Below are 26,627 nucleotides of genomic sequence, written 5' to 3' on the forward strand. Positions count from 1 at the left end.
TCAAGAATTGCAATCATGGTTTGCTGAGACTTCTTCCGGAGCCGGTTACGACTTGAAGAATCTGTCCATCGCATCCGCCGCCGATGTCCCGTCTAAGGCCGTCACGCCCGCAAGCCATGGTGTCACGGCGTCGGGATGAGCCTTCAGCCATTGCACAGCCGCGGCCTTCGGGTCCTTACCCTCATTGAGGATGCCGTTCATGATCTCGTTTTCCATGGCGAGCGTGAAGCGAAGGTTCGTCACGAGTTTCGCGACATTCGGGCATTCAGAACCATAGCCTGCCCGGATGTTGGTATAGACGTCTGCGCCGCCATAGTTCGGCCCGAAATAAGCATCCCCGCCCGAGAGGTAGTCGATGTTGTAGCGGGTATTCATCGGGTGAGGCGCCCAGCCGAGGAAGACGATCCATTCCTTCGCCTCGATCGCCTTTTCGACCTGGCTCAGCATGCCTTGTTCTGAAGACTCAACCAGTTCCCAGTCTTTCAGCCCGAAATCACCCTTGCCGATAAGGTCGAGGATCATCCTGTTGCCGTTGTTGCCCGGCTCGATGCCGTAGATCTTGCGGCCGAACTTGTCGGCGAATTTCCGAAGGTCGGCGAAATCCTTCACGCCCGCATCGGCGACATACTGAGGCACGGCGAAGGTATATTTGGCGCCGGTGAGGTTCGGGCCGAAGACCTCGATCGCCTCGCTGTCGAGGAAAGGCTTGCGATCGGCCTCCATGCTGGGCTGCCAGTCGCCGAGATAGACGTCGATATCCTTGTTCTGCATGCTCGTGTAAGTAACCGGGATCGAGAGCAATTGACTGTCGGCCTTATAGCCCAGCGCTTCGAGGACGGCGGTCGCGACGGCGGTCGTCGAAGTGATGTCGGTCCATCCGACATCGGAGAAGCGCACCGTCCGACAGCTCTCCGGTTCCGCGCTGACGGCGGTTCCCATCGAAAATGTCAATCCGAAAATGACCCCCAGCATTTGCTTCAACATTGTGACGTTCCCTGTGTTGGTTTCAGATGGCATGCACGGCGAGACAAAAAGGCGGCTCACCAAAGTGCGCCGCCTGTGACCTGAATATTCTCCATGGTAATGCCCTTGGCATCGTCGCCGCAGAGGAATGCGGCGAGTGCGGCGACCTCTCGGGACTGGATGAGCCGGTGCTGCGGATTCTGGTGAGCGATGTCGGCCATCGCCTCCTCGACCGTTCGCCCGTAGCCCTCTCGCTCGATCAGCTCGCGCACATTGTTGCGCATCAGCTCGGTCTCGACCCAGGTCGGACTGATCATCACGCATGTTACTCCGTAGGAAGCACCCTCGAGCGCCACGCAGCGGGTCAGGCCCAGCAGGCCGGATTTCGATGCGCAATAAGCCGGGTTGTCCTTCCAACCGACGCTGGCCGCCGTCGACCCGATGTTGATGATCCGGCCCCACTGACGCTCGATCATGCCTGGCAGGTAAGTCCGCGTCATGCGGAAGGCACCGTTGAGATTGGTGTCGATGATCCTGAGCCAGAGTTCGTCGGAATGGCCGGAAACCGGCTGCTCGGCGGTCATGCCGGCAGAATTGACCAGAATGTCCGCCGGGCCGCAGGCGGCTTCCGCAGCCGCCGCGAACTTCCGGACCTCCTCGGTATCGCAGACGTCGAGAGGGCCGATATGGACGGCAGTGCCGAAACCGGACAATCGTTCCCGAACCTCCGCGATCAGGTCGCCACGCTGGACGCCGGCTGCGCGGGAGCCCACGGCGACATTCGCGCCCTGTGCGGCGAGCGCCTCTGCGATCGCAAGTCCCTGGCCGGTCAGGCCGCCGGTGACGACCGCGCTTCGGCCCTTGAGCTTTTCGGTCATGCCCTCTCCTTTCTGTAGTTCGGCACAATCATCGCCCCTTCCCGAAGCTGTTCACGGGCAACATCTGCTTCAAATCGGCGGACGGGTCGGCAAGAATGGCTCGGTCGGGATGGACCCCCAGTTCGAGCATCTTCCGGCCAACCTGATAGGCGGTAGCGTCATTGACCGCGTCGACTGAGACGAACGCGTCTTGCCGGAAATACCAGAGAGAACAGCTCCCCTCGCGGCTGCCAGGTCGCAGCAGCGTCCCGTCGTAGCCGAGATTGAAGCCGGCGATCTGCAGTTTGACGTCATACTGATCAGACCAGAACCACGGTTTCGGTCGGTAGGGCGCACCTGCCCCGGCGATGACCGCCGCAACCGCCTCCGCCTGGTCCACGGCATTCTGGACCGATTCAAAGCGCACACGCCGGTCATCCCAGGGCAGTGAGGCGCAATCGCCTGCGGCGAAGATGGTGGGATCGGACGTCCGGCCGAATTCGTCAACGACAATGCCGTTTTTCACATCGAGGCCGGCAAGGTCGGCAAGACGTGCGTTCGGAGCCACGCCGATGCCGACGATGACGCAATCGGTGTCAATCACCGTTCCGTCGGAGAGCCTCGCAGCGCGAACATGCCCGTCCTCATCAATGAGATGGTCTAGGCCGGTACGTTCCCGGATTGTCACGCCGTGCGCCTCGTGGACGGCACGAATGATGTCGGCGGTTTCCGGCGCGGCTGTCCGCTGCAGGATACGCTCGGCCATTTCAATCACGGTCACGTCGAGCCCGCGATGGCGCGCGACCGCTGCGGCCTCGAGCCCGATATAGCCGCCGCCGACAATCAGCACCCGGCGTCCCGGCAGCATCGCCCCCGCCAGGAGATCGGCGTCGCGCTTGTCGCGTATGACATGGACACCGCCGAGCCCGCCGCCGATCGACGCGGGCAATTGGCGGGGCGTCGATCCGGTCGCCAGCAGCAGGCTCCCATAGTCGAGAACCGTACCATCATGCAGCACGACCTGCTTTTCCGCGCGTCTGATCTCCTCCGCCGAGGTGGAAAGGCGGATGTCGACCTTGTTGTCGGCGTACCATTGCTCGGGGCGGAAAAGCAGCCTGTCGAAGCTCATGTCGCCAAGCAAGTACTTCTTTGACAGCGGCGGCCGTTGATAGGGCAGCACCGCTTCCGACCCGATGACCGTGATCGAACGGTCATCCTTGAGTGCACGCAGCTTGGCGGCGGCGGCAAAACCGGCTTGGCCGGCGCCGACGACTTCTTTCATGTAAAAGGCCTCGTGTCTCAAACCTCACTGGCGGCTCGATGCTTCAGAAGAAGACGCTTGTTGTTCGCCTCCCGCCCCGCCGGGGGGCCGGTCCTTTTTGCCCCCACTGCACTCATCATCGTTCCGGCCGAAACCCTTCTCCTTCCGCCAATTGGAGATGTAACGGGAAAGCAAGACAGACTGAAAAATGATCACCGTACGTCCCTTGCTGCGACTCGATTTGGCGCTCAGTTGCGATAGTCCGGCTCTTCGACGTCGAGGATGGCCCTCACCTCGGCGAGATGATCGATCGCCAACTGACCATATTGCGCCCATTGCTGCTGCGTGACAGCGGCGACGTCGTCCGAAACGACGCGCAGAGGCCGGCCCGAGGCATAGGCGATCATCACCGTCTCGCAGGCACGCTCGAAATAGTACATCTCGTCCAGCGCAGCAGCGACGGTATCAGCCGCGACCAGCACGCCGTGATTGCCCATGAGCAGCACGTTGTTGTTGCCGAGGAGGCTCGCCAGGCGGTCGCCCTCGTCGTCGGAAAGCCCCATTCCGCCAAAGCCTTCGTCGATTGCGAGCCGACCGAAGAAGCGCATGGTATTCTGGTCGATCGGCGGCATGCGGCTGTCCTGCAGCGATGCCAGCGCCGTCGCATGGCGCGGATGCAGGTGCATGACGCAGCGCGCCTGCGGACAGCGCGCATGGACGCGGCCGTGAATATGCCAGGCGGTGGGATCGGGCGCGTCGGGCTGATCCATCGTGGCGGCGTCCTCGGGGTCGAGCAGGATGAGGTCGGACGCCCGTATCCGAGAAAAATGCCGGCCGCGAGGGTTCATCAGGAAGTAGCGCCCGCTCGGTTCCACCGCGAGGCTGAAATGATTGGCCACGGATTCATGCATCCCCAGCCGCGCGAACCAGCGGAATGAGGCAGCCAGATCCTGCCGCATCATCTCGAGTGTATCCCTATCCGGCAGCGTGTGCGGGGCGGCAGTCGACAAGGTCTTGATAAAATTCACGCGCTGGTCCTCCCTGCGTGCAGGTCGTTGATGGTCTGGGCGGCACGCAGCGGCGTCCGGCCACGAATGATGTCTGAGGCCTTTTCGGCGATCATGATCGTCGAGGCATTGGTATTGGCGCTGACAATGGCCGGCATGATTGACGCATCGACGACACGCAGACCTTCGAGCCCGCGCACCCGGCATTCGGGATCAACGACGGCGCCGGGGTCGTCAGCGGCGCCCATCCGGCAGGTGCCGACGGGGTGGTAGCAAGTCTCCAGTGTCTGGCGGATCCAGCGGTCGATGTCCTCGTCCGTTCGCACGGCCGGCCCGGGAAACAGTTCGGCGCCGGCAAAGGGCCCAAGTGCCGGCTGAGACAGCACATCGCGTAGCAGGTGAACGCCGGCGCGCAGGTCAGCGAGATCCTGCAGATCGTCGAGATAGTTGAACAGGATTTCCGGCGCCTGAAAGGGATCGCGGCTCATCGCGCGCACATGGCCGCGGCTGCGCGGCCGCATCAGGTCGATATGGACCTGAAAGGCATGCTCGGCTCGCACATCGACCCCGCCGGGAACGACGGCGAGCGGCATGAAGGTGAACTGGATATCCGGGTGCTCAAGCTCCGGGCGGCTGGTAATGAAGCCGCCGGCCTCGAAATGGTTGGTTGCCGCCGGGCCGGAGCCCTTCAGCATCCACTCGACCCCGGCGAGCCAGCTGCGCGGCGCAAGCGTCACCGGATAGAGCGAGACGGGCTGTTTGCAGGCGTGCTGGATCACCAGATCCGGGTGATCGTTCAGGTTTTCGCCGACGCCCGGCAGCTCATGGTGCACCTCGATACCCGCGGCCTCCAGATGCTTTTGCGATCCGACACCCGAGAGCTGCAGAATATGAGGCGAGCCGATGGCGCCGCCGCAGAGGATCACTTCGCCTGCCACGGCGAGATGTTCGCGCCCGTCCCTGGCATAACGAAGCCCCGTCGCCCGCCAACCTTCCAGCGCGACGCCCAGCACATGCGCACCGGTGATCACGCTCAGGTTGGATCGCTGGCGCGCCGGGGTGAGATAGGCGTGCGCGGCGCTCCAGCGCCGGCCGCGAAAAGTGCTGCGTTCGACGGCGCCGAAACCTTCCTGCTGGCTGCCGTTGAAATCTGGCGTCCTCGGATAGCCGGCCTCGACGCCGGCCTCGACGAAGGCACGGGCTAGTTGCGAAGTTTCGAGATCGCCGCGCGTCACCCGGATCGGGCCGTCCCTGCCGCGCAGGACATCGTCCGCGACCGGGGCGGCCTCCGACCGACAGAAATAGGGCAGCACCTCCTCATAGCTCCAGCCGCGCGCGCCGCACTGCGCCCAGCCGTCGAAATCGCGGGGATGGCCGCGCAGCCAGACCATCCCGTTGATCGAAGAGGAACCGCCCAAAACCTTGCCGCGGGGATGGCCGAGCTGCCGGTTTTCCAGATGCGGCTCGGGCGCCGAGGTAAACGCCCAGCTATAGCGGTCTGCCCAGACCACGCGCGACATGCCCGCCGGCATTTTCAGCCAGATGGAGCGGTCCTCGGGACCAGCCTCCAGCAGCAGGACGCGACAGTCCGGATCCTCCGACAATCGCGCCGCCAGCACACAGCCCGCCGACCCGGCGCCGGCTATCACATAATCCCAGGACATGCCCGCGCGGCCCGTCATTCCCGGATCGCCTTGTAGCAAAGTGTATGGAAATGGTGGACGAGGTTCTCGCTCTGGTTCGGGCGTGCAGGATCTATGAGATACCTGCCCGCGCCAAAACCCAACGAATGCAGGCCCTTCTGGTTGGTGACGTTCAGCTCGATATCCTCGGGGCCGAGCTGGGTATTCATCCATTCGATCGCCGCCCTGGTCACCGGCGGCATCTCGCGATCCTTTGGCGTGTAGTAGCTGAAGCGCAGCAGCGACTTTTCCGGGCCGAGCGGGATCATGATGAAAGCCCCGACCATGTCAGTATAGGGGAAGGTGTAGAAGGTCGTGTTCGGAAATATGCCGACGTTGAAGAACCAGTCCGTCTGCCAGATCGAGCCCTCCAGTGGCACGCCGTAGGCTTCCTTTGCGCCCGTGTTCGGGGGGCCAATATATGTCCACCAGTCGCCGTAGGGCGTCAGCGTATAACCCTTGAAATCAATCAGCGCGGCAAGGTCCTTGTGGACTGGGCCGGATAGATCGAAATGGTAGCCCTCGATCGAGTTCTCCTGGATGACCTTCCAGTTTGCCTCAACGATGACGTCCGATTCGGAGGCGAGCACGAGATTGTCGAGATCAGGCAGAAACCGCCGCATTTCCTCTTCTGCGCCCCTGGCGATCTCGGAAACCGGCGCGGCATTCTCATCGAGCGTGATGAAGACGAAACTGGCGTAGATCTCCATCCGGACTGGTTTGAGACCCCAGTCCTTCTTGTCGAAATCGGCGAGGTTTTCGGTACGCGGCGCAGCGCGCATACTACCATCCTGATTGTAGCACCAGGAATGGTACATGCAGCGTATCACACCCATCTTGTTGCCGCGGCGCTCCTCGATAAGGCGGTTGCCGCGATGGCGACAGGCATTGTGGAAGGCATTGATCTGCCCATCTCGGTCGGCCATCACAATGATGCTCTGCTCGAAAATTTCTTGAACAACGAAATCGCCGGGCTTTGCGAATTCGTTGACATGGCCGACGACGTGCCAACAATTCATGAAAATCTTCGCCTTCTCTTCCTCGAACACGCTCTGATCGAAGAAGAACGGCGCCGGCATCGATGTGCCCGTCCGCGGATCGCTATAGTCCCAAGTCAAATGCGCGATGGTCATGTCTATCTCCTGCGAAACGATGGGGCCCGTGGAAGGAACCGACGACAGGAAGATGCTACGGCAGGGCATCAGCCGACACTTGACGATATCCGCCATCTCTAGCAGATTGCCTTTTCCAGAAATTTCGGAAAAATAATAATGATCGTAGCTTGTTAGGAGATCGCCTCCCACGTTGGGGTGCGAGGCTTTCCTAATCAGACGGAATCCGCCATCGGAAGTCCGAAATCATCAAAGGCCTCTCATGACCCTAGAAGATCCGAAATCGCATCGCTTCGGGCTCGTTCTCGCCCCCGGTTTTTCCCACCTGGCAATGGCGATGGCGATTGAGCCGCTGTTCATCGCCAACTGGATTGCCCGACGAAAGCTGTTCTGCTGGAACACGCTGTCGACCGACGGGCTCGCCGTAACGGCGAGCAGCGGCATCCAGACCCCGGTTGATTATCCGCTCGGGACTTCGGAGCGCTTCGACGTGGTGCTGGTGTTGGCAAGCTTCGACGCCCGCCAGGCCGCGACGGACACCCGGCTTTTGAAATGGCTGCGCTGGGCCGAGCGGGCGGGCGCAGAGGTCGGCGCTGTCGAGACCGGAAGCGAGATACTGGCGGCGGCCGGAATGATGGAGGGCCACACTGCGCCCGTCCACTGGTACAATATTGAGGGCGTGCGCGAGCGCTATCCCGGCGTGAACGTGACCGACACGCTCTACAGCCTCTTGGGCCGGCGGCCCGTCTCGGCCGGAGCAAGCGCCACGCTTGACATGGTGACCGCGCTCATCGCCCGTACGGCTGGTGAAGAACTGGCAAACGAGGTCTCCCAGCACCTGCTGCTGCAAAAGCGACAGGGCAACGATCGCCAGCGCACGATTGACGCCACGGAAAAGGGTGCGGTAACGCGCGACCCCGCGACTCGCGCCCGACAGATTATGGCCTCGACGATCGATGAGCCCAAGACCTGCTCGAAAATCGCCGAAATGGTCGGCGTTTCCGAGCGGCACCTTCAGCGCCTGTTCCAACAGCAGTTTGGCGCGGGTATGGCGCAAATCTATCAAATGCTGCGGATGGAGCGCGCGCACCAGCTGGTTCAGCTAACGGACCTGACAATTACCCAGATCGCAGTCGCTTGCGGCTTCTCGTCTCTCGAAGTGTTCTCCCGCACCTATCGGAAAGCCTTCAACGTCTCCCCAAGCCGCGACCGGCGCCAATCCGTCGATAGCAGCGTCTTCCGACAAATGCGATGAAGAGCTCTCATTCGTAAAAGCCGCGGAGACAGGCCTATCACTTGGAAAAACTGTCATACGTATGACCGATAGGCGATCGTCGAATAGTTCGAGCAGAGCATCAAGGCCGGCTTCATCGCTTCCGAGACGACATACGTATCAAGGACGATCATTCAAACCGCGTTGACTCAGCCGGCGCTTTGCCCGCGGCGAGGAGAGAGAGAGAGATTGGCTCTGGGAACGGCGATGTCCCCAAGATGGCAAGGGCCGTCACGCGCAGACTGATGCCGGTGCGGCTGCCTATCGCGGCGGAGCGGTCTCCGCCTGGGCTCCTTGAGGTCTCCATGCAAGATAAAGACCAGACAGCATCATGATTTGATCGCAGGTTATAAACTGAGTTTATGACGCCATTTATCAGAGTTCAACTTGAGTCCAAGGCATTGTTAATCAGTCTGTATACTGATATAAGTCATTTATGATCAGCCTACAGACTGAGATTAATAGATGAAGAACGACCGTCGTAAGATGGGGCGCCTACGGCTCGATGAAAGACTTCTGGCGCTCCAACCAATTGACCGGTTCAAGGCACCGCCGAAGGGATGGGTACGTGCGCTACGCGACGCACTCGGGATGACGGGTGCGCAGCTTGGCGCGCGCATTGGCGTGCGGCCGCAAACCGTTGAGGCCATCGAGAAGTCGGAAGCCGCAGGCACGATCCAGCTTAACACCTTGCGTCGCGCAGCTGAGGCCCTGGATTGTACTCTCGTCTACGCACTTGTTCCCAACAGTTCACTCGAGGCAGCCATAGAGACACGCGCACGAAAAATCGCGACGCGGGAGCTTCGGCGCGTTGCACACACGATGCGGCTCGAAGCGCAGGGTACGGATGACGCGGACTTCGAATCCCGCGTTCAGGCTTACATCCACGACAGGCTTTCCGAGCGCGACCTCTGGAACGAGACATGACAGACCTATTTCAGGAGCCTGAAGACGCACCCCCCCTTGAACCGCGCGAGCGAGAGGGACTGCTGCAGACTTGGATTACCCATCGCCGTGACCTTAACGAGGCGGAGCGAGAAAACATCGTCGAGGGTTCCGCGTGGGCTCGCGGTCGTCGGCGCGTATCGCTTGAGCAAATGCTTGCCGAAGATTTCATGCGCACACTGCACAAGCGGATGTTCGGAGACGTCTGGGCATGGGCCGGCACATTCCGGACGACGGAGCGCAATATAGGAATTCAGGCTTACCGCATCGGTGTGGAGTTCGCGAACCTGTTGAACGACATCCGGTACTGGATCAAACACCAGACATTTCCGCCGGATGAAATTGCGATCAGATTTCACCATCGCCTTGTCGCCATTCATCCGTTTCCGAATGGAAATGGTCGCCACGCCCGATTGGCGGCCGATCTTCTGATTGAACGCCTTGGAGGCGAACGCTTCAGTTGGGGCGGAGGAACTCTGGCCAATGTTGGCGAACTGCGCAGCTGCTATGTCAGAGCCCTACGCGCGGCAGACAACCATAATATAACGCCGCTGCTAAAATTCGCGCGCACCTGATAGGCTCCACGTCTGTGCGCATCGATGGTGAAGCGATCTAAGCCAACAACACGGCTTGCATTTTCTGGCTCAGGTCAGAGTTTTACGATTGTCTTGCGGGCAAGCAGACCCTGCGGCGCAAAAAGCAAGACTGCGATGACCAGCAAGATGGTGAAGGCATCCCGGTAACTCAGCAGACTGTCGGGCAGATAGGCCTGCAGGAAGACCTCGATGAACCCGAGAAGAAAGCCACCGGCAACGGCACCGGACAGGCTGCCGAGCCCCCCGATAATCGCCGCGATAAATGCCTTGAGCACCGGCAGAAATCCCATGAGCGGATCGACGCTGCCGCGTTGAGCCACCCAGAGAATTCCCGCGACGCCCGCCAGCAGTCCCGAAATGGCAAAGGCAGTAGCAACGACCGCATTGGCGCGGATACCCATCAGGCGCACAATGGCAAAGTCTTCAGAAGCGGCGCGCATGGCGCGTCCGAGCACGGTAGTGCGCAGAAAGAGGTTGAGACCGACCAACATGAGTACCGTGACCAGAATGGAAATCGCCTGGATGACCCCGATATGCAGGCCACCGATCTCGATCGTGCCCGACAGGCTCATCGGCATCGGAACGGGCTTGGGGCGGGCCGAGATAAAGTTCTGAAAGAGCACACGTAGAATGGCGCTGACGGCAAAGCTCGTGAGCAGAAGTGTCGTTCCGCTCGCCCCGCGTACGGGCCGGAAGGCGATGCGCTCCATCAGCAACACCAGAACGATCGCCACTCCCAGCGCGACGACAACGGCGAGACCGAAAGGCAGGCCAAAGAGAAGTGCGAAGCACAGACCGTAGCCGGCCGCAGTCATCAACTCGCCATGGGCAAAATTGATTAGCCCCATGATCGAGAAGACGACAGCGAGGCCGAGTGCGAGCAGGGCGTAGGTACCGCCAAGGCTAAGCGCGTTGACCAGTTGCTGGAGGAACATGTCCATCAATGGTTTTCCTTCTTGCGGTCACGCGCCCAAATAGGCGCCTTGGATTTCGGTGGAGTTACGCAGTTCGGCGGCAGTACCTGACAAGACGACGCTCCCGTTCGCCATGACATATCCGGCGTCGGCAATTTCCAGCGAAAGCGAAACGTTCTGCTCGACAAGCAGGATGGTCAGGCCACGGTCACGCAGGCCGGCGATCAGCTCGAATATCTGATCGACGATCTGCGGCGCCAGGCCGAGCGAGGGCTCGTCGAGCAACAGAAGATCGGGCGACGACATCATGGAACGAGCGATCGCCAACATCTGCTGCTCACCGCCGGAAAGCGAGCCCGCCTTCTGGTGCAGTCGTTCTTTCAGGATCGGGAAGCGCGCTAGCATATCCTCGCGCACATCGTCGATCTTGCCCCGCCCCTTGTGCATGGCGCCCCCAAGGAGAAGATGTTCATCGACGGTCAGTGTCGGGAAGATGCGGCGCCCTTCAGGGGTCAATGTCATGCCCATGCGCACGATCATTTCCGGCGGAAGGGCGGAAATGTCCTTGCCCGCGAAGGTAACCCGGCCTGCCCGCTTGACGACAAGGCCGACCAGCGAATTGAGCGTGGAACTCTTACCCGCACCGTTGGCACCGAGCAGGGTGACAATCTCGCCCTTGCGAACCATAAGGTCGACACTCTTCAGTGCCTCGACTGGCCCATAGGCGACCTTCAAGCCGGTGACTTCGAGCAGGGGATTTTGGTCTGGATTGTCACGCGTCATCGGGCAAATCCTCGCCGCGACACAAGGGCCTCGGCCAAACAGCATGGGGACCCCTCCGGCAATGCCGGAGGGTGTTGATTGAACATCAGGGCGCCGGAACGTCCTCGGCAGCCGGAACACCTTGGTGGACGAGCGAGCGATTGCCGCCCTCGATGCGCACAAGCGAAACGGACCGCAGCGGCATACCCTGCGTGCCGGCGTAGGTGATCTTCCCGGTTACCCCTTCGACATTCTCCAACGAGGTGATGGCTTCGCGGATCGCGGTCGGTTCAACGCTGTCCGCCTTGGTGACGGCCGCCTCGATAACTTTTCCAAGATCGTAGCCGTTGGCGATGTAGACGGTATCCGGATCCTGGCCGAACTTGGCCTTGTACTTTTCGTTGAAGGCGGCAAGTGAACTGCCTTCCGTCGCAAAGCCGGCCGTCGTAAAAACAACGCCATCGACAATCTGGCCAAGCCCGAAGGTCGTCGGGGAATCGATGCCGTCGCTCCCGAGGATCGGCGTGGTAATGCCCGCACCGCGAAGCTGCCGGATAAATGCCGGGAAGTCAGGCTCGTAGGCGGCCGTCATGATAACGTCGGGCGCCGGGTTAAGCGCCTTGATCTTGGTTACTTCGGCGCTGAAGTCCTGCTGTCCCATACTGTAGGTACCCTCGCCGATCACCTCGCCGCCCTTGCCCTTGAAGCTGGTGGCGAAATATTCCGGCAGCTTCAGCGTATAGGCCGTATCCGGCGACTTCAGCACATAGGCCGTATTGAAACCCTTTTCCTTGGCGTAGTTCGCCAGCACCGCGGCTTGCACGTTGTCAGCCGGGTAATTGCCAAACATGTAGTCGCCGACGGCGAGCGGCATGGTCGGGGTCGTCGCGCAGAAGGAGAAAGTCGGAATCTGCGCCGCCTGCGTGATCTGGCCGGCAGCGATTGACGGATCGGCGTCGCAAGGCGTGACGAGGATCTTGATGCCTTCATCGACCAGCTCCTGCGCCACGAGCGCGGTCTGCGCGGCATCCGATCGGGTATCCTTGGCAATGAGCTTTATCGGGAACTTGCCTGCAATGCCGCCGGCCGCGTTGATTTCGTCAACGGCCATTTCCAGCCCCTTCAGCGAGGGTTGGTCATAGGGGGCCAGACCGCCGGTCTGTGCGGTCGCAAGACCGACGACAAGGTCCTCGGCGAGCGCGGGAAAAGTGAGCGCACCAAGCGCGGTGGACAGGAGAAAAACCTTCAATGACGTCTTCATTATGTGCTCCTCTGGTGGTTATGCGGGTTTGCCGACGGCGCTCGGATCGACAGTGGGCAAGGCATCCATGACAGGCTGCGCGCGCGTTTCGGACCTATGCCGACGGCCGATATAGGCTTCGATGACGGCCGTATTGTTCTGGATTTCCGCCGGCGTGCCGATGGCAATCTGCTGCCCCTTGTTGAGCACCACGACGATGTCGCAGAGCCGCATAATGAGCTTCAGGTCATGCTCGACCACGAGAAGCCCGAGACGGTGCTTCTGGCGGATGCGATCCAAAACCGTCATCAGTTCCTGCGTTTCGGCCGGGTTCATGCCGGCGGCCGGCTCGTCGAGCAGCAGATAGCGGGGTTTCAGGGCCAGGGCGCGCGCAATTTCAAGACGACGCTGCGCACCATAGGAAAGCGTGCCGGCAAGTTGATCCGCAACATCTCCGAGGCCGACCTCTGCCAGCGCCTCGTGCGCAAGGCCGACAGGATCCTGCGCGCTTGCGATAGCGCTGGCGGCAACTGTGACGTTTTCAAGTACGGTGAGGTTCTTGAAAAGGCGAATGTTTTGGAAGGTACGGGCAAGGCCCGCGACCGGTACCCGGTGGGCGGGCATCGAGGCGACGTCCGTTCCCTCGATCAACACCCGGCCGGTCGAAGGCGGCACAACGCCCGAGACACTGTTGATCAGGGTCGACTTGCCTGCACCATTCGGGCCGATCAGCCCGGTAACGAGGCCGGGACGGATTTCAAAATTGGCGTTCTCCAGCGCAACCAGACCGGAGAAACGTTTCCCGACATTCTCGACGCGCAGTGTGCCGATGGCTGCAGGCGTCTTCTGCGTGGGCAGCTCCCCAACAGGCTTTGCGGCACCGGTCGAAAGGCGCTTCAGGATAGAGACCTGCTCATCAAATTCACGCACGCCCAGAAGTCCGTCCTGAAGTCGGTACATGACGAGGAGAATCGCAAGACCGATACCGATATCCGTCAGGCCAAAGACCGTCGGTAGGGAAAACAGGCCGAGATCGACGCCGCCTTCGAGCTTCCGCAGAAGCTCGACAATCACCATAATTACCGCCGCACCGCCGACCGCTCCGGAAACCGTAGTGATGCCGCCGAGAATCAGCATGGCGAGCAGTATGAAGGTTAGATTGAAATAGAAGTCTTTCGGCGAGAAAGCGCCGATGAAGTGTGCAAACAGCACGCCGGCCGCGCCGGAGATGATCGCGCCCAAAACCCATGCAAGGAAACGATGAAAGCGCACATCGACGCCAACCGCTGTCGATGCAATCTCGTCCTCTCGGGAGGCACGAAGCTTCATGCCGGCGGCACTGTCGCGGTAGATGCGGGCGATCGCCACGGCGATGATGGCAAAAGGTAAAGCGACCCAGAGGTTTACGGCGCGCGGAATGCCGAAGAAGGTCTGACTGCCACGCGTGAAATCACTGGATGCGACAAGCACCACGTGCACGATTACAAGAAAGCCGAGCGTACATATCGACGCCGAGGAACCGCCGAGGCGGGCAACCGGAATGCCGATCGCCACGGCAACGAGGGCGACAACGACGAGGGCGACGAGCATCGCGGGAAGGAAGTGCATGCCCCACCCAATGAGCCATTCCGGCAAGTGCGGCAACGCCGTCTTCTGCACCATCGGATTGATGGTCAGAAGACCGGATGCGTAAGCGCCAATAGCCATGAAGCCGACATTGCCGAAAGAAATGATGCCGGAATTGCCGCTGTAGACACCGATGCCGATGACCGCGATCACATTGATCAGAAAGAGTGTTACCAGCCGTTGCCCAGCCCCTGGAAAAAAGCCTTCTGCCACGAGGGCTGCGATTAACAGGGGAAGCACCGTCGCAATGATCCCGACGACGGTTCCACGCCTTATGCGCACCATCAGCATTCTCCCCATCCACGGCTTCGTTTCTGCGAGCCAGTTTCCGCAACAAACGTTAATCCAGAAAATCAATATGTCAATCTTGTTTCATTTTTTGTTATCTGATAGCAGCAATGTAACGAAATTAAAATAAAAGTAGCGGCGCAGATCACGACGGGGAGGCAGGCAATGGCCATTCGAGATCGCCTGACGGACGGGGAAATTGCCTTCACTCGGGCGGAGCTGAAGATCGTGCGGCAGCTACTGGCGAACTACCCGGCGGCCGGCCTGAACACCGTTGCGCATCTGGCCGCGGCCGCCGATGTCAGCAACCCCACCGTGGTGCGTTTCGCCAACAAGCTCGGCTATGAAGGCTACCCGGAGTTCCAGGCGGCTCTGCTCAGTGAAGTCCAGGAGCGGATGAGTTCGCCACTCTCAATGCTCGATACGCGCAAACCCTCGTTGGAGCAGGAAAATTTCTACCAGTACTTCCTGCGCGCCAGTATTCATGCACTCGAATCCTCGATGCAGATGCTGCCGCCTGACGACTTCGAAGCTGCCGTCGCGGCCGCCGCCGACCTCAGCGTGCGCGTCCATTGTCTCGGCGGGCGCTTCAGCGGCTTTCTCGCCGGCCTTCTTTGGTCGCACATGAAGCAATTGCGCGCCGAAACACGCTGGATTAACGGCGCGCAGGCCGACCAGGTCGACCAACTCGTCGATCTCGGCAAGCGTGACGTGCTCTTTGTCTACGACTACCGGCGCTACCAGATCGATACGATCCGCTTCGCACGACAGGCCGCCAGACAGGGTGCGCGCGTCGTGCTCTTCACCGATCGATGGGTCTCGCCGATCGCAGAATTCGCTTCAGTCACGCTGACGGCACCCGTCGACACGGTCTCGCCCTACGACACGATGGTACCCGCCATCGCCCAGACCGAAGCCTTGATTGCGGGTCTCACCGCCCGGCTCGCCAACCAGTCGCGCCACCGTATCGAACGCATGGAGGAATTGCGGCGCAGCTACGCGATCACCGAGGACGCCTACAACGCGCCGGTCGAAGGGAAATGACATTCCGCCCGAAACGGGCGACACGAAATCCATTGGAGGCAGACATGACTGCAATTGAAGTGCAATACGGCAAAAATCTGCTGCGGCGCGACAGCGCCTATGAGGCAGGTATGACCGCCGTGCTCTATGTCGACATGCAACGCATCTGGTGCGAGCCCAACCTCGACCCGACCCATCCGCAGGATGCCGACAGCTACTATCACCGCCGCCTGTGCGAGAAGGTCATCCCCAACCAGGTACGAATCCTGGAAGCTGGACGCAGGGCCGGTTGCAATGTGCTGCACACGATCATCGAGAGCCTGACGCTCGACGGCCGCGACCGGTCACTCGACCATAAGCTCTCCAACATGCATGTGCCGAAAGGGTCGCGCGAAGGACAGGTCATCCCGGCACTCACTCCCATCGACAACGAGATCGTGCTGCCGAAGACCTCCTCCGGCGTGTTCAATTCCACAAACATCGACTACGTGCTGCGCAACCTCAATACCCGCTACCTGATTATTGCCGGCGTTATAACGGATCAATGCGTCGATATGGCCGTGCGTGATGCAGCCGACCGCGGCTATCTGGTGACGGTCGTGGACGACGCCTGCGCCACCTACAGCCAGGAGCGCCACGAGAACGCGCTACGCGCCTATTCCGGTTACTGCTGGACCACCGATACCGACACCGTCGTCCGGCGCCTAAACGGCCTCGGTCAAGCCTGACATTCGCGAAGGGGACCATCATGACCGACAACAGCAACGGCAAGGCGACCTCCGGGCTGACGGAGCTTGCGACCTTCGTCACGACAGACATCGCCGGCATCACCCGCGGCCGCAGCTTCGCCGCCGCCGACATCGAAGATTATCTGCGCAAAGGCGTTGGCTGGGTGCCGGCAAATCTTGCGCTGACGCCATTCGACCTGATCGCCAATCCAAATCCCTGGGGCTCTGCCGGCGACCTGCGCCTGATGGCCGACCCCACCAGCAAGGCACGTGTCACCTGCCTGCCGGATGAGACGCCCCTTCACTTCTACCACTCCGACATTACTGATCTGAGCGGCGAGCCGTGGGACTGCTGTGTGCGCAGTTTCCTCAAAGCGACGCTTGCTGATTTCGAGAAGGAAGCCGGGCTCAAGGTCGTCGGTGCCGTCGAGCAGGAATTCCAGATCCTTGGAGCCGATTGGCCTGTTGCTCCTGCTTTCGGCCTTCGCGCCCAGCGCCGCGCCGAGCCTTTTGGTCCACTGCTGATGACCGCGCTGAAAGAGGCCGGCGCCGAGCCGGAAATGTTCCTGCCCGAATATGGCAAAGACCAGTTCGAGATTACCTGCCGCCCATCCCCCGCGCTCATCGCCGCAGACCGCGGCGCCACAATCCGCGCCGTCACCAGGGAAGTTGCGGCCCTTTTCGGCTGGCAGGCCAGCTTTGCACCGAAGACCGATCCGAACGGTGTCGGCAACGGCGTGCATCTGCATATCAGCTTCACCGACCTCGATGGCAACCCGGCGACCTTCGATGCGGCCCGGCCCGGCCGGCTGTCGAACGTCGCCGGCGCCTTCGCCGCCGGCGTCATCAGGCACCTGCCGGCGCTCGTCGCCTTCACCGCGCCATCCGTGCTCTCCTATATGCGCCTCGTGCCGCACCATTGGAGCGCGGCCTACACGTGCCTTGGTGAAAAGAACCGCGAAGCGACATTGCGAATCTGCCCGACGCTGGAGTTGCCCGGCAGCAACCCAGCCAGGCAGTTCAACTTGGAGTACCGTGCCGCCGATGCATGCGCGAGTCCGCACTTGTCGCTCGCCGTTGTTCTACGTGCCGGTCTCGAAGGCATCCGGCAGCAATTGGAACAGCCGCCGCTGATCAACACTGATCCGTCGGAGTTCTCGACTGACGAACATGCAAAGCTCGGCATTCGCCGGCTGCCCTCCAGCCTTTCGGAGGCGCTTGACACGCTTGCAGCCGACTCAGTGGTGACGGGTTGGTTTTCGGCGGACTTCCTCGATTGCTATTTCGCCATGAAACGAAAGGAGATCGAGATCGTCGAGGGGCTTTCGCCCGAAGACCTCTGCAGCCGCTACGCGACCGTCTATTGAGTTGCCAAACAATGACGCTAAGCCAAGCTTTCCCACACGGCGAGAACCGATGGCGGCACGATCCGGCGCTGCCGCTGCTCGCCATAGACGAGCCGCCACCCTACGCCGTGGTCAATCCGGATGGAGCATCGCCCTACCTGCTCCTGTGCGAACATGCCTCGAACCGCATCCCGCGAGCGCTCGGCGACCTCGGGTTGCCGGAGGCGGAGCGCCTTCGTCACATCGCTTGGGATATCGGGGTCAGCGCCCTCTCCCAGCATCTCAGTCGAACCCTCGACGCATCACTGTTCATGACGAACTATTCGCGCCTCGTTATCGACTGCAATCGGCCGCTCGGCGCTCCTTCTGTCATCCCTGAAATCAGCGAGACGACCGAGATCCCCGCCAATATCGGCCTGACGGAAGCTGAGCGAGCGCAGCGCATCGAGACACTCTTCAGCCCCTACGCCGATGCCGTCGCAAGACGGCTCGACCTCTTACAACGGCGGGGCAAACGTCCCATCGTCGTCGGCATCCATTCCTTTACACCGGTCTATTTTGGCAAGCAGCGCCCATGGCACGCAGGCATTCTCTATGGTGAGGCGACCGGTTTGGGCCAGACGCTAATCCGCGAGTTGCAGTTGGAAGGGGACCTGACCATCGGCGACAACGAGCCGTATACGATCCATCGGGACGAAGACTATACCGTGCCGGTTCATGCCGACTCCCGCGGCCTGCCGGGCGCGCTCATTGAGGTTCGACATGATTTAATCGACACACTTTCCGGCGTTGCCGAATGGGGTAACCGGCTCACGCGCTGTCTCAAGACCGCAATGGCGCGCGGTCTCTAAAACCGGGACGACGCGGCAATCGGTAGCTAGCAAAAGCTGCGCTTCTTTCCCCTTGCCATCACCGGCAGACGAGGAGCACGGCTCGTCGAAGAGGGCGGACGCGAACTCATGGACCTCTCCGGTGCGTGGGGAGCGGCCAGTCTCGGCTACGGTCACCCAGCCCTCGTCGAGGCCGTCACACATGCGACTGCCAATCCTGCTGGCGCCAGCATTCTCTCCGCCTCGAATACTCCGGCCGTCAAGCGTGCTGCTGCTCGCCGCTTTCCGGGTCGCGGCACGCATAAGGTCTGGTTCGGCCATTCGGTTCCGACGCCAATGAAGCCGCATATCGTGCCGTCACGAATGGCGCTTATCACGGATGCGTCCCCGGTTCGACCGGCACAGATCTGGACATATCGACAAGCGGTCCAACCACCGTAGGCAAGCTGGAGGCACATACGGACGAGGAGGATGCGCCCTCTCAAGGTGGAATTGCGCTCATCATTTCCAGCACCTTATTGTGGAATTGTTTTAGCAGGTCGTCGCGCGGGTGCGCCAAACTGTGGCCGGCATATGGATTTGATCGACAGTAGGCCTTCCGCCGAAACTACCGGAAGAATGTTCGTGTAATTTTCTATTGTTGGGATGTCCGGCAAATCAAGACCATGACCGGCCGCCGTCACAACCATCACGTCGGCACCTGCTGCGCGTCCTGCTTCAACACCAGCCTCAACATCCTCAAACACAAGACAATCCGCAGCCCGAAACCCAAGCCGCTTTACCCCGAGAAGAAAACATTGGGGGTCTGGTTTACCATTCGTAACATCTTCCGCAGTAACGATAACGCGAGGCATGGCTAGCCCGGCCGCCTCAAGTCGCCTTTCCGCGAGCTTTTTTGAAGCAGATGTGACAATCGCCCAACGATCATTGGGAAGCGCAGCTAAGAACTCTGCAGCTCCAGCGATCGCGGCAACCCCCTGAACATCATCTATCTCTGCTTGGGTGATCTTGGCAGCTTCGATCTCCGGATCCACTCCCGGAAGTTCCAGTCGGCGAATAGTGTCAATCGCCCTTTGCCCATGCATTGTAGGCAAGAACGCAATTGGATCCAGGCCTTGACCTTGCGCCCACGTACCCCAAACGCGCTCGGCGGCAGCGATGGACGTCAGGAGTGTCCCGTCCATATCGAAGAGAAAAGCAGAGAATTCTTTATTTTCATCGAACTTCAACAAGCAAGCTTTCCGTATCTGGTGTCTAGATGGTGAGTGAGCTGAAGCGAGTTTGTCATCGACGCCTAGCCAGTCTTTTCGGTGTGAACTATTCGCGCCTCACTCAATGCAAAGGAATCGACTAATTGGACGAGGTCGTCAACTTGCTCCGCGAGCATTCATTACGTTCAGTCGCGCTTCCAGCACCCTTGTCGCATAAAACCCCATGAAGCCGACGGCGGCAATGGTAATTAGCAGCAGCCAAACTTCGTTTGAATGCTGAACCGGGCGAGAATCCTGTCCATTTCTCCGCCCAAAGCACTGGCCTACAACCCTGCAAAGAATGTTCAATGTAGACAAACGTTCTGACAGATGTGCCGCGTTGCGAGTCAAGAGAAAACGGGATCGAGCGCACCGGACGCATAGCGACTTGCCATCGCAGAAACGGGAAGGGGTGGAATGCGCGCCGCCATGCCGGCGGTGCCGAACTGCTCGAAGCGCTCCTTGCAAAGCTTGGTGAGCGCGGCCATTGCCGGCTTCAGATATTTGCGGGGGTCGAATTCGCTCGGATCTTCCTGCAAGATCCGACGGATCTGCCCCGTCATGGCCATCCGGCCGTCAGTGTCGATATTGACCTTGCGAACGCCATTCTTGATGCCGCGCTGGATTTCCTCGATCGGCACGCCCCATGTGGGTTCCATCCGACCGCCATATTTGTTGATGATATCTTGCAGCTCGATCGGAACCGACGACGAGCCGTGCATGACGAGATGCGTGTTAGGCAGCTTGCGGTGGATCTCTTCGATGACATTCATCGCCAGCACCGAACCATCAGGCTTGCGCGTGAATTTGTAGGCGCCGTGCGAGGTGCCCATGGCGATCGCCAGTGCATCGACCCGTGTTTCGCGCACGAATTTCACTGCCTCGTCCGGGTTCGTCAGCAACTGGTCGTGAGACAGCTTGCCTTCCGCGCCGTGCCCGTCTTCGGCCTCTCCCATGCCCGTCTCCAGAGAGCCAAGCACACCGAGCTCGCCTTCAACGGAAATACCGCCGAGATGCGCCATCTCGGTTACTCTTTTGGTCACGTCGACATTATAGTCCCAGTCGGCGGGTGTCTTCGCATCCGCTTTCAGCGAGCCATCCATCATCACTGACGTGAAGCCCGCCTGGATTGCCGTCATACAGCTGGCCGGATCGTTGCCGTGGTCAAGATGCACGCAAACCGGGATATGCGGGTAGATTTCGACGACCGCATCCATCATGTGCTTGAGCATGATGTCATGGGCATAGGCCCGCGCACCACGCGATGCCTGCATGATGACGGGTGCACGAGCCGCATCCGCGGCTTCCATGATGGCGAGCGCCTGTTCCATGTTATTAATATTGAAGGCGGGTACGCCGTAGCCCTCCTCCGCCGCATGATCCAGCAACTGTCTTAGGGTTATCCTTGCCATCCGAATTCTCCCTCCCGCGGTTTCCCTCGAAAGCCGCCTGTCGTTTTCGCCAAACGATGAAACTAAATCTCTCTGGACGAACTAAGCGTTCAGCACACGGCCATAGGCATCGAGCACTGCTTCCTTCATCGTCTCGGAGACTGTGGGATGCGGGAAGATCGTGTGCATCAGCTCTTCTTCCGTCGTCTCGAGGTTCATCGCGACGACAAAGCCCTGGATGAGCTCGGTGACTTCGGCGCCGACCATGTGGGCGCCGAGCAGCTCGCCGGTCTTCTTGTCGAAGATTACCTTCACCATGCCCTGGTCTTCGCCGAGCGCGATCGCCTTGCCGTTCGCCGCAAAGGAGAAGCGGCCGACACGTATGTCGCGGCCCAGTTCATTGACCTTGGCTTCGGTGAGGCCAACGGAGGCGACCTGCGGATTGCAGTAGGTGCAGCCCGGGACCTTGCCCTTGTCTGTGGGATGGACACTCGGCAGGCCGGCGATTTTTTCGACACAGACGACGCCTTCATGCTCAGCCTTGTGCGCCAGCATCGGCGGGCCGGCGACATCGCCGATCGCATAGATGCCCGCGACATTGGTCTTGCCGTAACCGTCGGCGACGACGCAGCCGCGGTCGGTCTTGATGCCGAGCGTATCGAGGCCAAGGTTTTCGATGTTGCCCTGGACGCCGACGGCCGAAATCATCCGGTCGGCGGTGATCTGCTGCACTTTGCCATCTGAAGTCTCGACATGGGCGGTGATGCTATTGGCGCCCTTCTCGACCTTCGTGACCTTGGCGCTGGTAAAGATCTTGAGGCCGCGCTTTTCAAGCCGCTTGCGGGCTATGGCAGTGATTTCGGCGTCCTCGACCGGCATGATGGTCGGCATGACCTCGACCACCGTGACATCGACGCCCATCGAACGATAGAAGCTTGCGAATTCGATACCGATCGCGCCGGAACCCATGACGATCAGCGACTTCGGCAGCGCATCCGGCTTCAGGGCCTCGAAATAGGTCCAGATCAGCTTGCCATCAGGCTCGATGCCGGGCAGAGCGCGCGGGCGGGCGCCGGTCGCGATGATGATGTGCTTGGCGGCATAGGTGCCCTCACCCTTGACGTTCTTCGGCAGCGGATGCTGCGGTTCGACGACAGGCTTCGACGACTTGCCGACAACGATCTCACCCGGCTTGGTGATTCTTGCTTCGCCCCAGATGATGTCGATCTTGTTCTTCTTCATCAGGAAGCCGACGCCGGCATTCAGGCGGGCGGAAACGGCGCGCGAGCGGCCAACGACGGCCTTGGCATCCGGCTTGACTGTGCCCTCGAGAACCAGACCATAATCCTTAAAGTGATTGGCATGGTCGAGTACCTCGGCCGAGCGCAGCAGCGCCTTTGTCGGTATGCAGCCCCAGTTCAGGCAGATGCCGCCCATATGTTCGCGCTCGACGATCGCGGTCTTGAGACCGAGCTGGCTGGCGCGGATGGCGGCGACATAGCCGCCGGGGCCGGAGCCGATGATGATGACGTCGTAGGACATCTGTTTTCCTTGAAAAGATTGGGGGATCCGTCACGACGTATTCGCGTCGCGGCAAGATCCCCCGAGGCTGGGAGGAAACTAGATCAGCATGCTCATCGGGTTCTCAATGAGCGTTCGGAATTTTCCGATCAGCTCTGCGCCTAGAGCGCCATCCACCGCGCGATGATCCGTTGACAAGGTCACGGTCATTACGGTCGCGCTCGACAAATCGCCTTGAGCGTTGACGACGGGCCTTTTCTCTCCAGAGCCAACAGCCAGGATGGTTGAATGGGGAGGGTTGATGATTGCTGCGAATTCCTTCACCCCGAACATGCCGAGGTTCGATATCGCTCCTGTGCCGCCTTGGTACTCGGCCGGCTTCAATTTCCCCGACCTGGCTCGCGCAGCCAGATCTTTCATTTCGTTGGAGATCGTCGAAAGCGTCTTGGATTCCGCACTTCGAATGATCGGCGTTATCAGCCCGCCTGCCACGGAAACGGCAACTCCTACATCAACGGAATGATGGCGCACGAGGTTCTCTTCCGTCCAAGATACATTCGCGTCTGGTGTTGATCCGAGGGCCAGCGCATAGGCCTTGATGACCATGTCATTGACCGATAACTTAAATTTTGGCGTGCCATCCGACACTGGCGCCGAGGCATTCAGGTCGGTTCGCAGCTTGAGCAAAGCATCGATATGGCAATCAACCGAGAGGTAGAAATGTGGAACAGTTGTCTTTGCTTCCAGCAATCGCCGGGCGATCGTCCTTCGCATGGGTGTATGAGGTTGCAGATCGAAGGTACCTTCGGCAAACAGCTTCAGAGAGCCGTCGAAAGACAGCTGTCGGGCACGATTTTCAGCGCCGGCAGGCGCTGGCGGAGCAACTGGCGCCTTGGCAAGGAGAGCCTTTGAAACATCAGCGCTCACGATCCTTCCATGTGGGCCGGTGCCTGCCACGGATCCCAAATCAATAGCGCCTTCTCGGGCCAAGCGCCTTGCAAGGGGCGTAGCTCTGATTGAGCTTCCGGCATCCGGCAATTCAGTATGGCTTTGCTCAGTGACCGGAGCCGCAGCGGTCACGTTGGTGGCCTCCGCCGTTGCAGGAGCGGCCGAAGGAGATGATGCAGGCGCAACCTGATATTCCTCCCCTTCCTCGTAGACCCAAGCGACTGCCGACCCCACCGCGATATCAACGCCTTCTTCGCCGGTGACGTTTCGAAGAATGCCCGTAGCGGGGGAATCTATTTCCATCGCAGCTTTATCGGTTTCGATCTCGAACAGGACATCGCCCTTGCCGATACGGTCGCCTTCCTTGAAGAACCACTTCGAGATCTTGCCGGTCGCCATGTCCATGTCGACCTTTGGGAGGATGATTTCTGTTGCCATACTATCGCGCTCCCCGCACGAGGTCCCGCGCGGCACTTAGAATGTCCGGGACTTGCGGAACAGCAGCCTTTTCAAGCTCTGGATTGTACGGAATCGGGGTCTCGGAGCCCCCAAGACGGACAATCGGTGCATCTAGGTAGTCGAATGCATCGCTCTCGGCGATCATAGCGCTTATTTCTGCGCCGACACCAAGAGTCTTGACACCCTCATAGACGCAGAGCAGCCTCGTTGTCTTCTTGACGCTTGCGATCACGGTTGCCCTATCGATCGGCCGCACCGAACGAAGATCGATTACTTCGACATCAATGCCTTCGCCGGCCAGCTGTTCAGCTGCATCCAGCGCTTTGTGGACCATGATCGACGTCGCGACGATGCTAAGATCCTTGCCCTGTCGGCGGATTTCCGCTTTGTCGAGAGGGACCGTATAATGACCTTCGGGAACCGGTCCCTTCATTTTGTACAGAAGCTTGTGCTCGAAGATCATGACCGGATCCGGATCGGCGACAGCGGCCAGCAGCATGCCTTTGACATCGTGCGGTGTCGCGGGCTGAATGACCTTCAGGCCGGGTACATGTCCCAACCACGCCTCCAGGCTCTGGCTATGCTGGGCGGCCGCCCCGGTGCCAGAGCCGGCTGGAAACCGCATAACAACCGGCACTGACACTTCGCCGCCAAGCATATAGCGCATCTTGGCAGCCTGATTGACGATTTGCTCCATCGCCAGTGCCGCGAAATCAGAGAACTGAAACTCGAAAATCGGTCTCAATCCGGTCATCGCGGCACCAACCGCGACACCTGCGCCGCCTAGTTCGGAAATCGGAGTGTCCATTACGCGATCAGGGCCGAACCTGTCGATGAGATCGCCGGTTACCTGAAACGCGCCACCGTAAACGCCGATATCTTCGCCCATCAGAATGACACGCTCATCCGCCTCCATTGCAATCGCCATGGCTTCCTGGATGGCCTGGGAGTAGCTGAGTTCTCGAACACCGGTGTCCATTATGCCTGCTCCGTATAGACATTCTCAGCCAACTCAGCGACGTCGGGCGCCGGACTTGCCTTTGCGAATTCGATACCTGCCGCGATCTCATCGCGAACGGACTGACGGATTGCCTCCAGCTCTGCATCGTTTGCGACACCGAATTCCCGGAGCTGGGTTTCGAACCGGACGATAGGATCTCGATTGCTCATCGACCAAGACGGTGAGAACGGTCACGAGCCCGCTCGACAAGCTCGGCCTGTTCAGGCCGGGAGAGATCTCGCCCGACGGCTGAGCCGTGCGCCCCTTGATCGAGGTCGCCGACATCTTCCGTGCAGCGGGGCCTGTCTACCGGGCCTCCCATGCAGGTCACCTGAGCCTTACCCAGTTCAAGGTCATGTCGGCGATCGAGAACTGCCGCACCGCAGCGCTCGGCGGTCACGTTGAGGCCTGCGAGGACTGCGGCCAGTGGCGCATCGCTTACAACTCCTGCCGCAATCGGCATTGCCCAAAATGCCAGGGCGCGGCGGCACGGACATGGCTTGCCGAACGCGAGGCCGACCTCTTGCCAGTCGGCTACTTCCACGTCGTGTTCACGCTGCCGGCCGAGGTCGCCGACATCGCCTTCCAGAACAAGACGCTCGTCTACGACCTGCTGTTCAAGGCGGCGTCGGAGACGATGATTACGATTGCCGCCGATCCCAAGCACCTCGGCGCGAGGATCGGCATCACCGCCGTGCTCCACACATGGGGGTCGGCGATGACCCATCATCCGCACGTCCACATGATCGTGCCGGGCGGCGGCATTTCGCTCGACGGCAATCGGTGGATATCGTCGCGCCCGGCCTTCCTCCTTCCGGTGCGCGTACTCGGCAAGCTGTTCCGCCGCCTCTTCCTCACCCGGCTGGTCGCTCTGCACGACGCGGGACGGCTCAGCTTCTTCGGCACCCTTGCCCATCTCGCCGAGCGGCGGGCATTCCTGCGCCACCTTGCTCCCGTCCGAAAGAAGCGCTGGGTGGTCTACGCCAAGGCACCCTTCGCCGGACCGGAGACGGTGCTCGCCTACCTGTCGCGCTACACCCACCGCGTGGCGATCTCGAACAGTCGGCTGATCGCCTTCGGCGAGACCGGCGTCACCTTCCGCTACAAGGACTACCGCCGCGACGGCACGGACCGGCAGCAGGTCATGACGCTTGCGGCCGACGAGTTCATCCGCCGCTTTCTGATCCATGTCCTGCCACGAGGCTTCCACCGCATCCGCCACTACGGTCTGCTGGCTGCCTCCGCCCGCAGGGCCAGTCTCGCGCTCGCCCGCGCACTCCTGGATGTCGCGGCGCCGCCTGATGACGACACACCAGACGAACCGGAAGACTTCCGCCCGCCATGCCCCTGCTGCGGCGGACGCATGATCGTCATCGAGGTGTTCGAACGGTGGAAGCAGCCGCGCGGGCCGCCGGGCAAAGCAGAGACAGACCGGGAGAACGCCCCATGACCCGGCATGGCGTAGTCCAGCCTGCAGCCACAGGCCCCCCACGCGCGTCCATGGAGATCGTCGATGCCGACACAGGCGCGTCCGGCCGCGCACCGAGCCGACGATGCCCCGCGGCCGAAAGGCCCAGCGGTCCGTCCTCACCGATCTTAGTCCTG

24 protein-coding genes and 1 pseudogene are annotated in these 26,627 nt (G+C 60.6%); 9 read left to right on the forward strand and 16 right to left on the reverse strand.

Going from position 1 to position 26,627, the window contains the following annotated elements; all coding sequences use genetic code 11:
* Nucleotides 1-45: 45 nt before the first annotated feature.
* The 6 genes from ACXAGF_RS23290 to ACXAGF_RS23315 form a co-directional block, all read right to left on the reverse strand.
* Nucleotides 46-984 (reverse strand): choline ABC transporter substrate-binding protein, encoded by a 939-nt coding sequence (locus ACXAGF_RS23290; RefSeq protein ID WP_475019926.1) that lies wholly within the window; start codon nucleotides 982-984, stop codon nucleotides 46-48.
* A gap of 56 nt (nucleotides 985-1,040) precedes the next feature.
* Entirely contained in the window at nucleotides 1,041-1,841 is an 801-nt protein-coding gene (locus ACXAGF_RS23295) for an SDR family NAD(P)-dependent oxidoreductase (RefSeq protein ID WP_475019927.1), read from the reverse strand.
* A 28-nt stretch (nucleotides 1,842-1,869) separates the two neighbouring features.
* Nucleotides 1,870-3,102, reverse strand: coding sequence for an NAD(P)/FAD-dependent oxidoreductase (locus tag ACXAGF_RS23300; protein ID WP_475019928.1), 1,233 nt, complete (start codon nucleotides 3,100-3,102; stop codon nucleotides 1,870-1,872).
* A 227-nt stretch (nucleotides 3,103-3,329) separates the two neighbouring features.
* Entirely contained in the window at nucleotides 3,330-4,043 is a 714-nt protein-coding gene (locus tag ACXAGF_RS23305; RefSeq protein WP_475020002.1) for a class II aldolase/adducin family protein, read from the reverse strand.
* Between the two features lie 62 nt (nucleotides 4,044-4,105).
* Nucleotides 4,106-5,770: a choline dehydrogenase gene (locus ACXAGF_RS23310; RefSeq protein ID WP_475020003.1), complete on the reverse strand. Its 1,665-nt coding sequence runs from the start codon at nucleotides 5,768-5,770 to the stop codon at nucleotides 4,106-4,108.
* Nucleotides 5,767-7,074, reverse strand: a complete 1,308-nt coding sequence (locus tag ACXAGF_RS23315; RefSeq protein ID WP_475019929.1) for an aromatic ring-hydroxylating oxygenase subunit alpha — start codon at nucleotides 7,072-7,074, stop codon at nucleotides 5,767-5,769. Before ACXAGF_RS23315 ends, ACXAGF_RS23310 begins: the two co-directional genes overlap by 4 nt.
* Nucleotides 7,075-7,144: 70 nt before the next feature.
* On the opposite strand from ACXAGF_RS23315, the gene ACXAGF_RS23320 reads away from it, so the two are divergent.
* The 3 genes from ACXAGF_RS23320 to ACXAGF_RS23330 all read left to right on the forward strand — a co-directional run bounded on the left by ACXAGF_RS23320 (nucleotide 7,145) and on the right by ACXAGF_RS23330 (nucleotide 9,675).
* Complete coding sequence (locus ACXAGF_RS23320; protein WP_475019930.1) at nucleotides 7,145-8,137, forward strand: GlxA family transcriptional regulator; 993 nt, start codon at nucleotides 7,145-7,147, stop codon at nucleotides 8,135-8,137.
* Between the two features lie 483 nt (nucleotides 8,138-8,620).
* Nucleotides 8,621-9,082: a mobile mystery protein A gene (locus ACXAGF_RS23325; RefSeq protein ID WP_475019931.1), complete on the forward strand. Its 462-nt coding sequence runs from the start codon at nucleotides 8,621-8,623 to the stop codon at nucleotides 9,080-9,082.
* Nucleotides 9,079-9,675 carry a mobile mystery protein B gene (locus ACXAGF_RS23330; protein ID WP_475019932.1) on the forward strand — a complete coding sequence of 199 codons (597 nt, stop codon included), beginning with the start codon at nucleotides 9,079-9,081 and terminating at the stop codon, nucleotides 9,673-9,675. Before ACXAGF_RS23325 ends, ACXAGF_RS23330 begins: the two co-directional genes overlap by 4 nt.
* A gap of 74 nt (nucleotides 9,676-9,749) precedes the next feature.
* Here ACXAGF_RS23330 and ACXAGF_RS23335 read toward each other — a convergent pair whose 3' ends face one another.
* The 4 genes from ACXAGF_RS23335 to ACXAGF_RS23350 all read right to left on the reverse strand — a co-directional run bounded on the left by ACXAGF_RS23335 (nucleotide 9,750) and on the right by ACXAGF_RS23350 (nucleotide 14,529).
* On the reverse strand, nucleotides 9,750-10,637 hold the full coding sequence (locus ACXAGF_RS23335) for a branched-chain amino acid ABC transporter permease (RefSeq protein WP_475019933.1): 888 nt from the start codon (nucleotides 10,635-10,637) through the stop codon (nucleotides 9,750-9,752).
* Between the two features lie 21 nt (nucleotides 10,638-10,658).
* Nucleotides 10,659-11,393, reverse strand: a complete 735-nt coding sequence (locus tag ACXAGF_RS23340) for an ABC transporter ATP-binding protein (protein WP_475019934.1) — start codon at nucleotides 11,391-11,393, stop codon at nucleotides 10,659-10,661.
* A gap of 85 nt (nucleotides 11,394-11,478) precedes the next feature.
* Entirely contained in the window at nucleotides 11,479-12,633 is a 1,155-nt protein-coding gene (locus tag ACXAGF_RS23345) for an ABC transporter substrate-binding protein (protein ID WP_475019935.1), read from the reverse strand.
* An 18-nt stretch (nucleotides 12,634-12,651) separates the two neighbouring features.
* Complete coding sequence (locus ACXAGF_RS23350) at nucleotides 12,652-14,529, reverse strand: branched-chain amino acid ABC transporter ATP-binding protein/permease (protein ID WP_475019936.1); 1,878 nt, start codon at nucleotides 14,527-14,529, stop codon at nucleotides 12,652-12,654.
* A 162-nt stretch (nucleotides 14,530-14,691) separates the two neighbouring features.
* Here ACXAGF_RS23350 and ACXAGF_RS23355 point away from each other — a divergent pair, with 162 nt between their 5' ends.
* The 5 genes from ACXAGF_RS23355 to ACXAGF_RS23375 are packed head-to-tail and all read left to right on the forward strand — an operon-like array spanning nucleotide 14,692 to nucleotide 18,894.
* Entirely contained in the window at nucleotides 14,692-15,570 is an 879-nt protein-coding gene (locus tag ACXAGF_RS23355; protein ID WP_475019937.1) for a MurR/RpiR family transcriptional regulator, read from the forward strand.
* Nucleotides 15,571-15,614: 44 nt separating this feature from the next.
* Nucleotides 15,615-16,277 carry a cysteine hydrolase family protein gene (locus ACXAGF_RS23360; RefSeq protein ID WP_475019938.1) on the forward strand — a complete coding sequence of 221 codons (663 nt, stop codon included), beginning with the start codon at nucleotides 15,615-15,617 and terminating at the stop codon, nucleotides 16,275-16,277.
* A 20-nt stretch (nucleotides 16,278-16,297) separates the two neighbouring features.
* Nucleotides 16,298-17,644, forward strand: coding sequence for a glutamine synthetase family protein (locus tag ACXAGF_RS23365; RefSeq protein WP_475019939.1), 1,347 nt, complete (start codon nucleotides 16,298-16,300; stop codon nucleotides 17,642-17,644).
* An 11-nt stretch (nucleotides 17,645-17,655) separates the two neighbouring features.
* Nucleotides 17,656-18,474: an N-formylglutamate amidohydrolase gene (locus tag ACXAGF_RS23370; protein WP_475019940.1), complete on the forward strand. Its 819-nt coding sequence runs from the start codon at nucleotides 17,656-17,658 to the stop codon at nucleotides 18,472-18,474.
* 57 nt (nucleotides 18,475-18,531) lie between these two features.
* Nucleotides 18,532-18,894, forward strand: a complete 363-nt coding sequence (locus ACXAGF_RS23375) for a hypothetical protein (protein ID WP_475020004.1) — start codon at nucleotides 18,532-18,534, stop codon at nucleotides 18,892-18,894.
* A 74-nt stretch (nucleotides 18,895-18,968) separates the two neighbouring features.
* Here ACXAGF_RS23375 and ACXAGF_RS23380 read toward each other — a convergent pair whose 3' ends face one another.
* The 6 genes and pseudogenes from ACXAGF_RS23380 to ACXAGF_RS23405 all read right to left on the reverse strand — a co-directional run.
* Nucleotides 18,969-19,637, reverse strand: coding sequence for an HAD-IA family hydrolase (locus ACXAGF_RS23380; RefSeq protein WP_475020005.1), 669 nt, complete (start codon nucleotides 19,635-19,637; stop codon nucleotides 18,969-18,971).
* A 413-nt stretch (nucleotides 19,638-20,050) separates the two neighbouring features.
* Nucleotides 20,051-21,115, reverse strand: a complete 1,065-nt coding sequence (fba, locus tag ACXAGF_RS23385) for a class II fructose-bisphosphate aldolase (protein WP_475019941.1) — start codon at nucleotides 21,113-21,115, stop codon at nucleotides 20,051-20,053.
* An 81-nt stretch (nucleotides 21,116-21,196) separates the two neighbouring features.
* Nucleotides 21,197-22,636: a dihydrolipoyl dehydrogenase gene (gene lpdA / locus ACXAGF_RS23390; RefSeq protein ID WP_475019942.1), complete on the reverse strand. Its 1,440-nt coding sequence runs from the start codon at nucleotides 22,634-22,636 to the stop codon at nucleotides 21,197-21,199.
* Nucleotides 22,637-22,714: 78 nt separating this feature from the next.
* Nucleotides 22,715-24,001: a pyruvate dehydrogenase complex dihydrolipoamide acetyltransferase gene (locus ACXAGF_RS23395; RefSeq protein ID WP_475019943.1), complete on the reverse strand. Its 1,287-nt coding sequence runs from the start codon at nucleotides 23,999-24,001 to the stop codon at nucleotides 22,715-22,717.
* A gap of 1 nt (nucleotide 24,002) precedes the next feature.
* Entirely contained in the window at nucleotides 24,003-25,001 is a 999-nt protein-coding gene (locus ACXAGF_RS23400) for an alpha-ketoacid dehydrogenase subunit beta (protein WP_475019944.1), read from the reverse strand.
* Nucleotides 25,001-25,192 (reverse strand): annotated as a pseudogene (locus tag ACXAGF_RS23405) (thiamine pyrophosphate-dependent enzyme); the annotation flags it as partial. The pseudogene ACXAGF_RS23405 and the gene ACXAGF_RS23400, both read right to left, overlap by 1 nt.
* A gap of 86 nt (nucleotides 25,193-25,278) precedes the next feature.
* Between ACXAGF_RS23405 and ACXAGF_RS23410 the strand changes: the two are divergent.
* Nucleotides 25,279-26,472 carry an IS91 family transposase gene (locus ACXAGF_RS23410; protein ID WP_475019945.1) on the forward strand — a complete coding sequence of 398 codons (1,194 nt, stop codon included), beginning with the start codon at nucleotides 25,279-25,281 and terminating at the stop codon, nucleotides 26,470-26,472.
* The last annotated feature ends 155 nt before the right edge of the window (nucleotides 26,473-26,627 follow it).

The organism is Mycoplana sp. ABR4_002 (genome assembly GCF_056159645.1).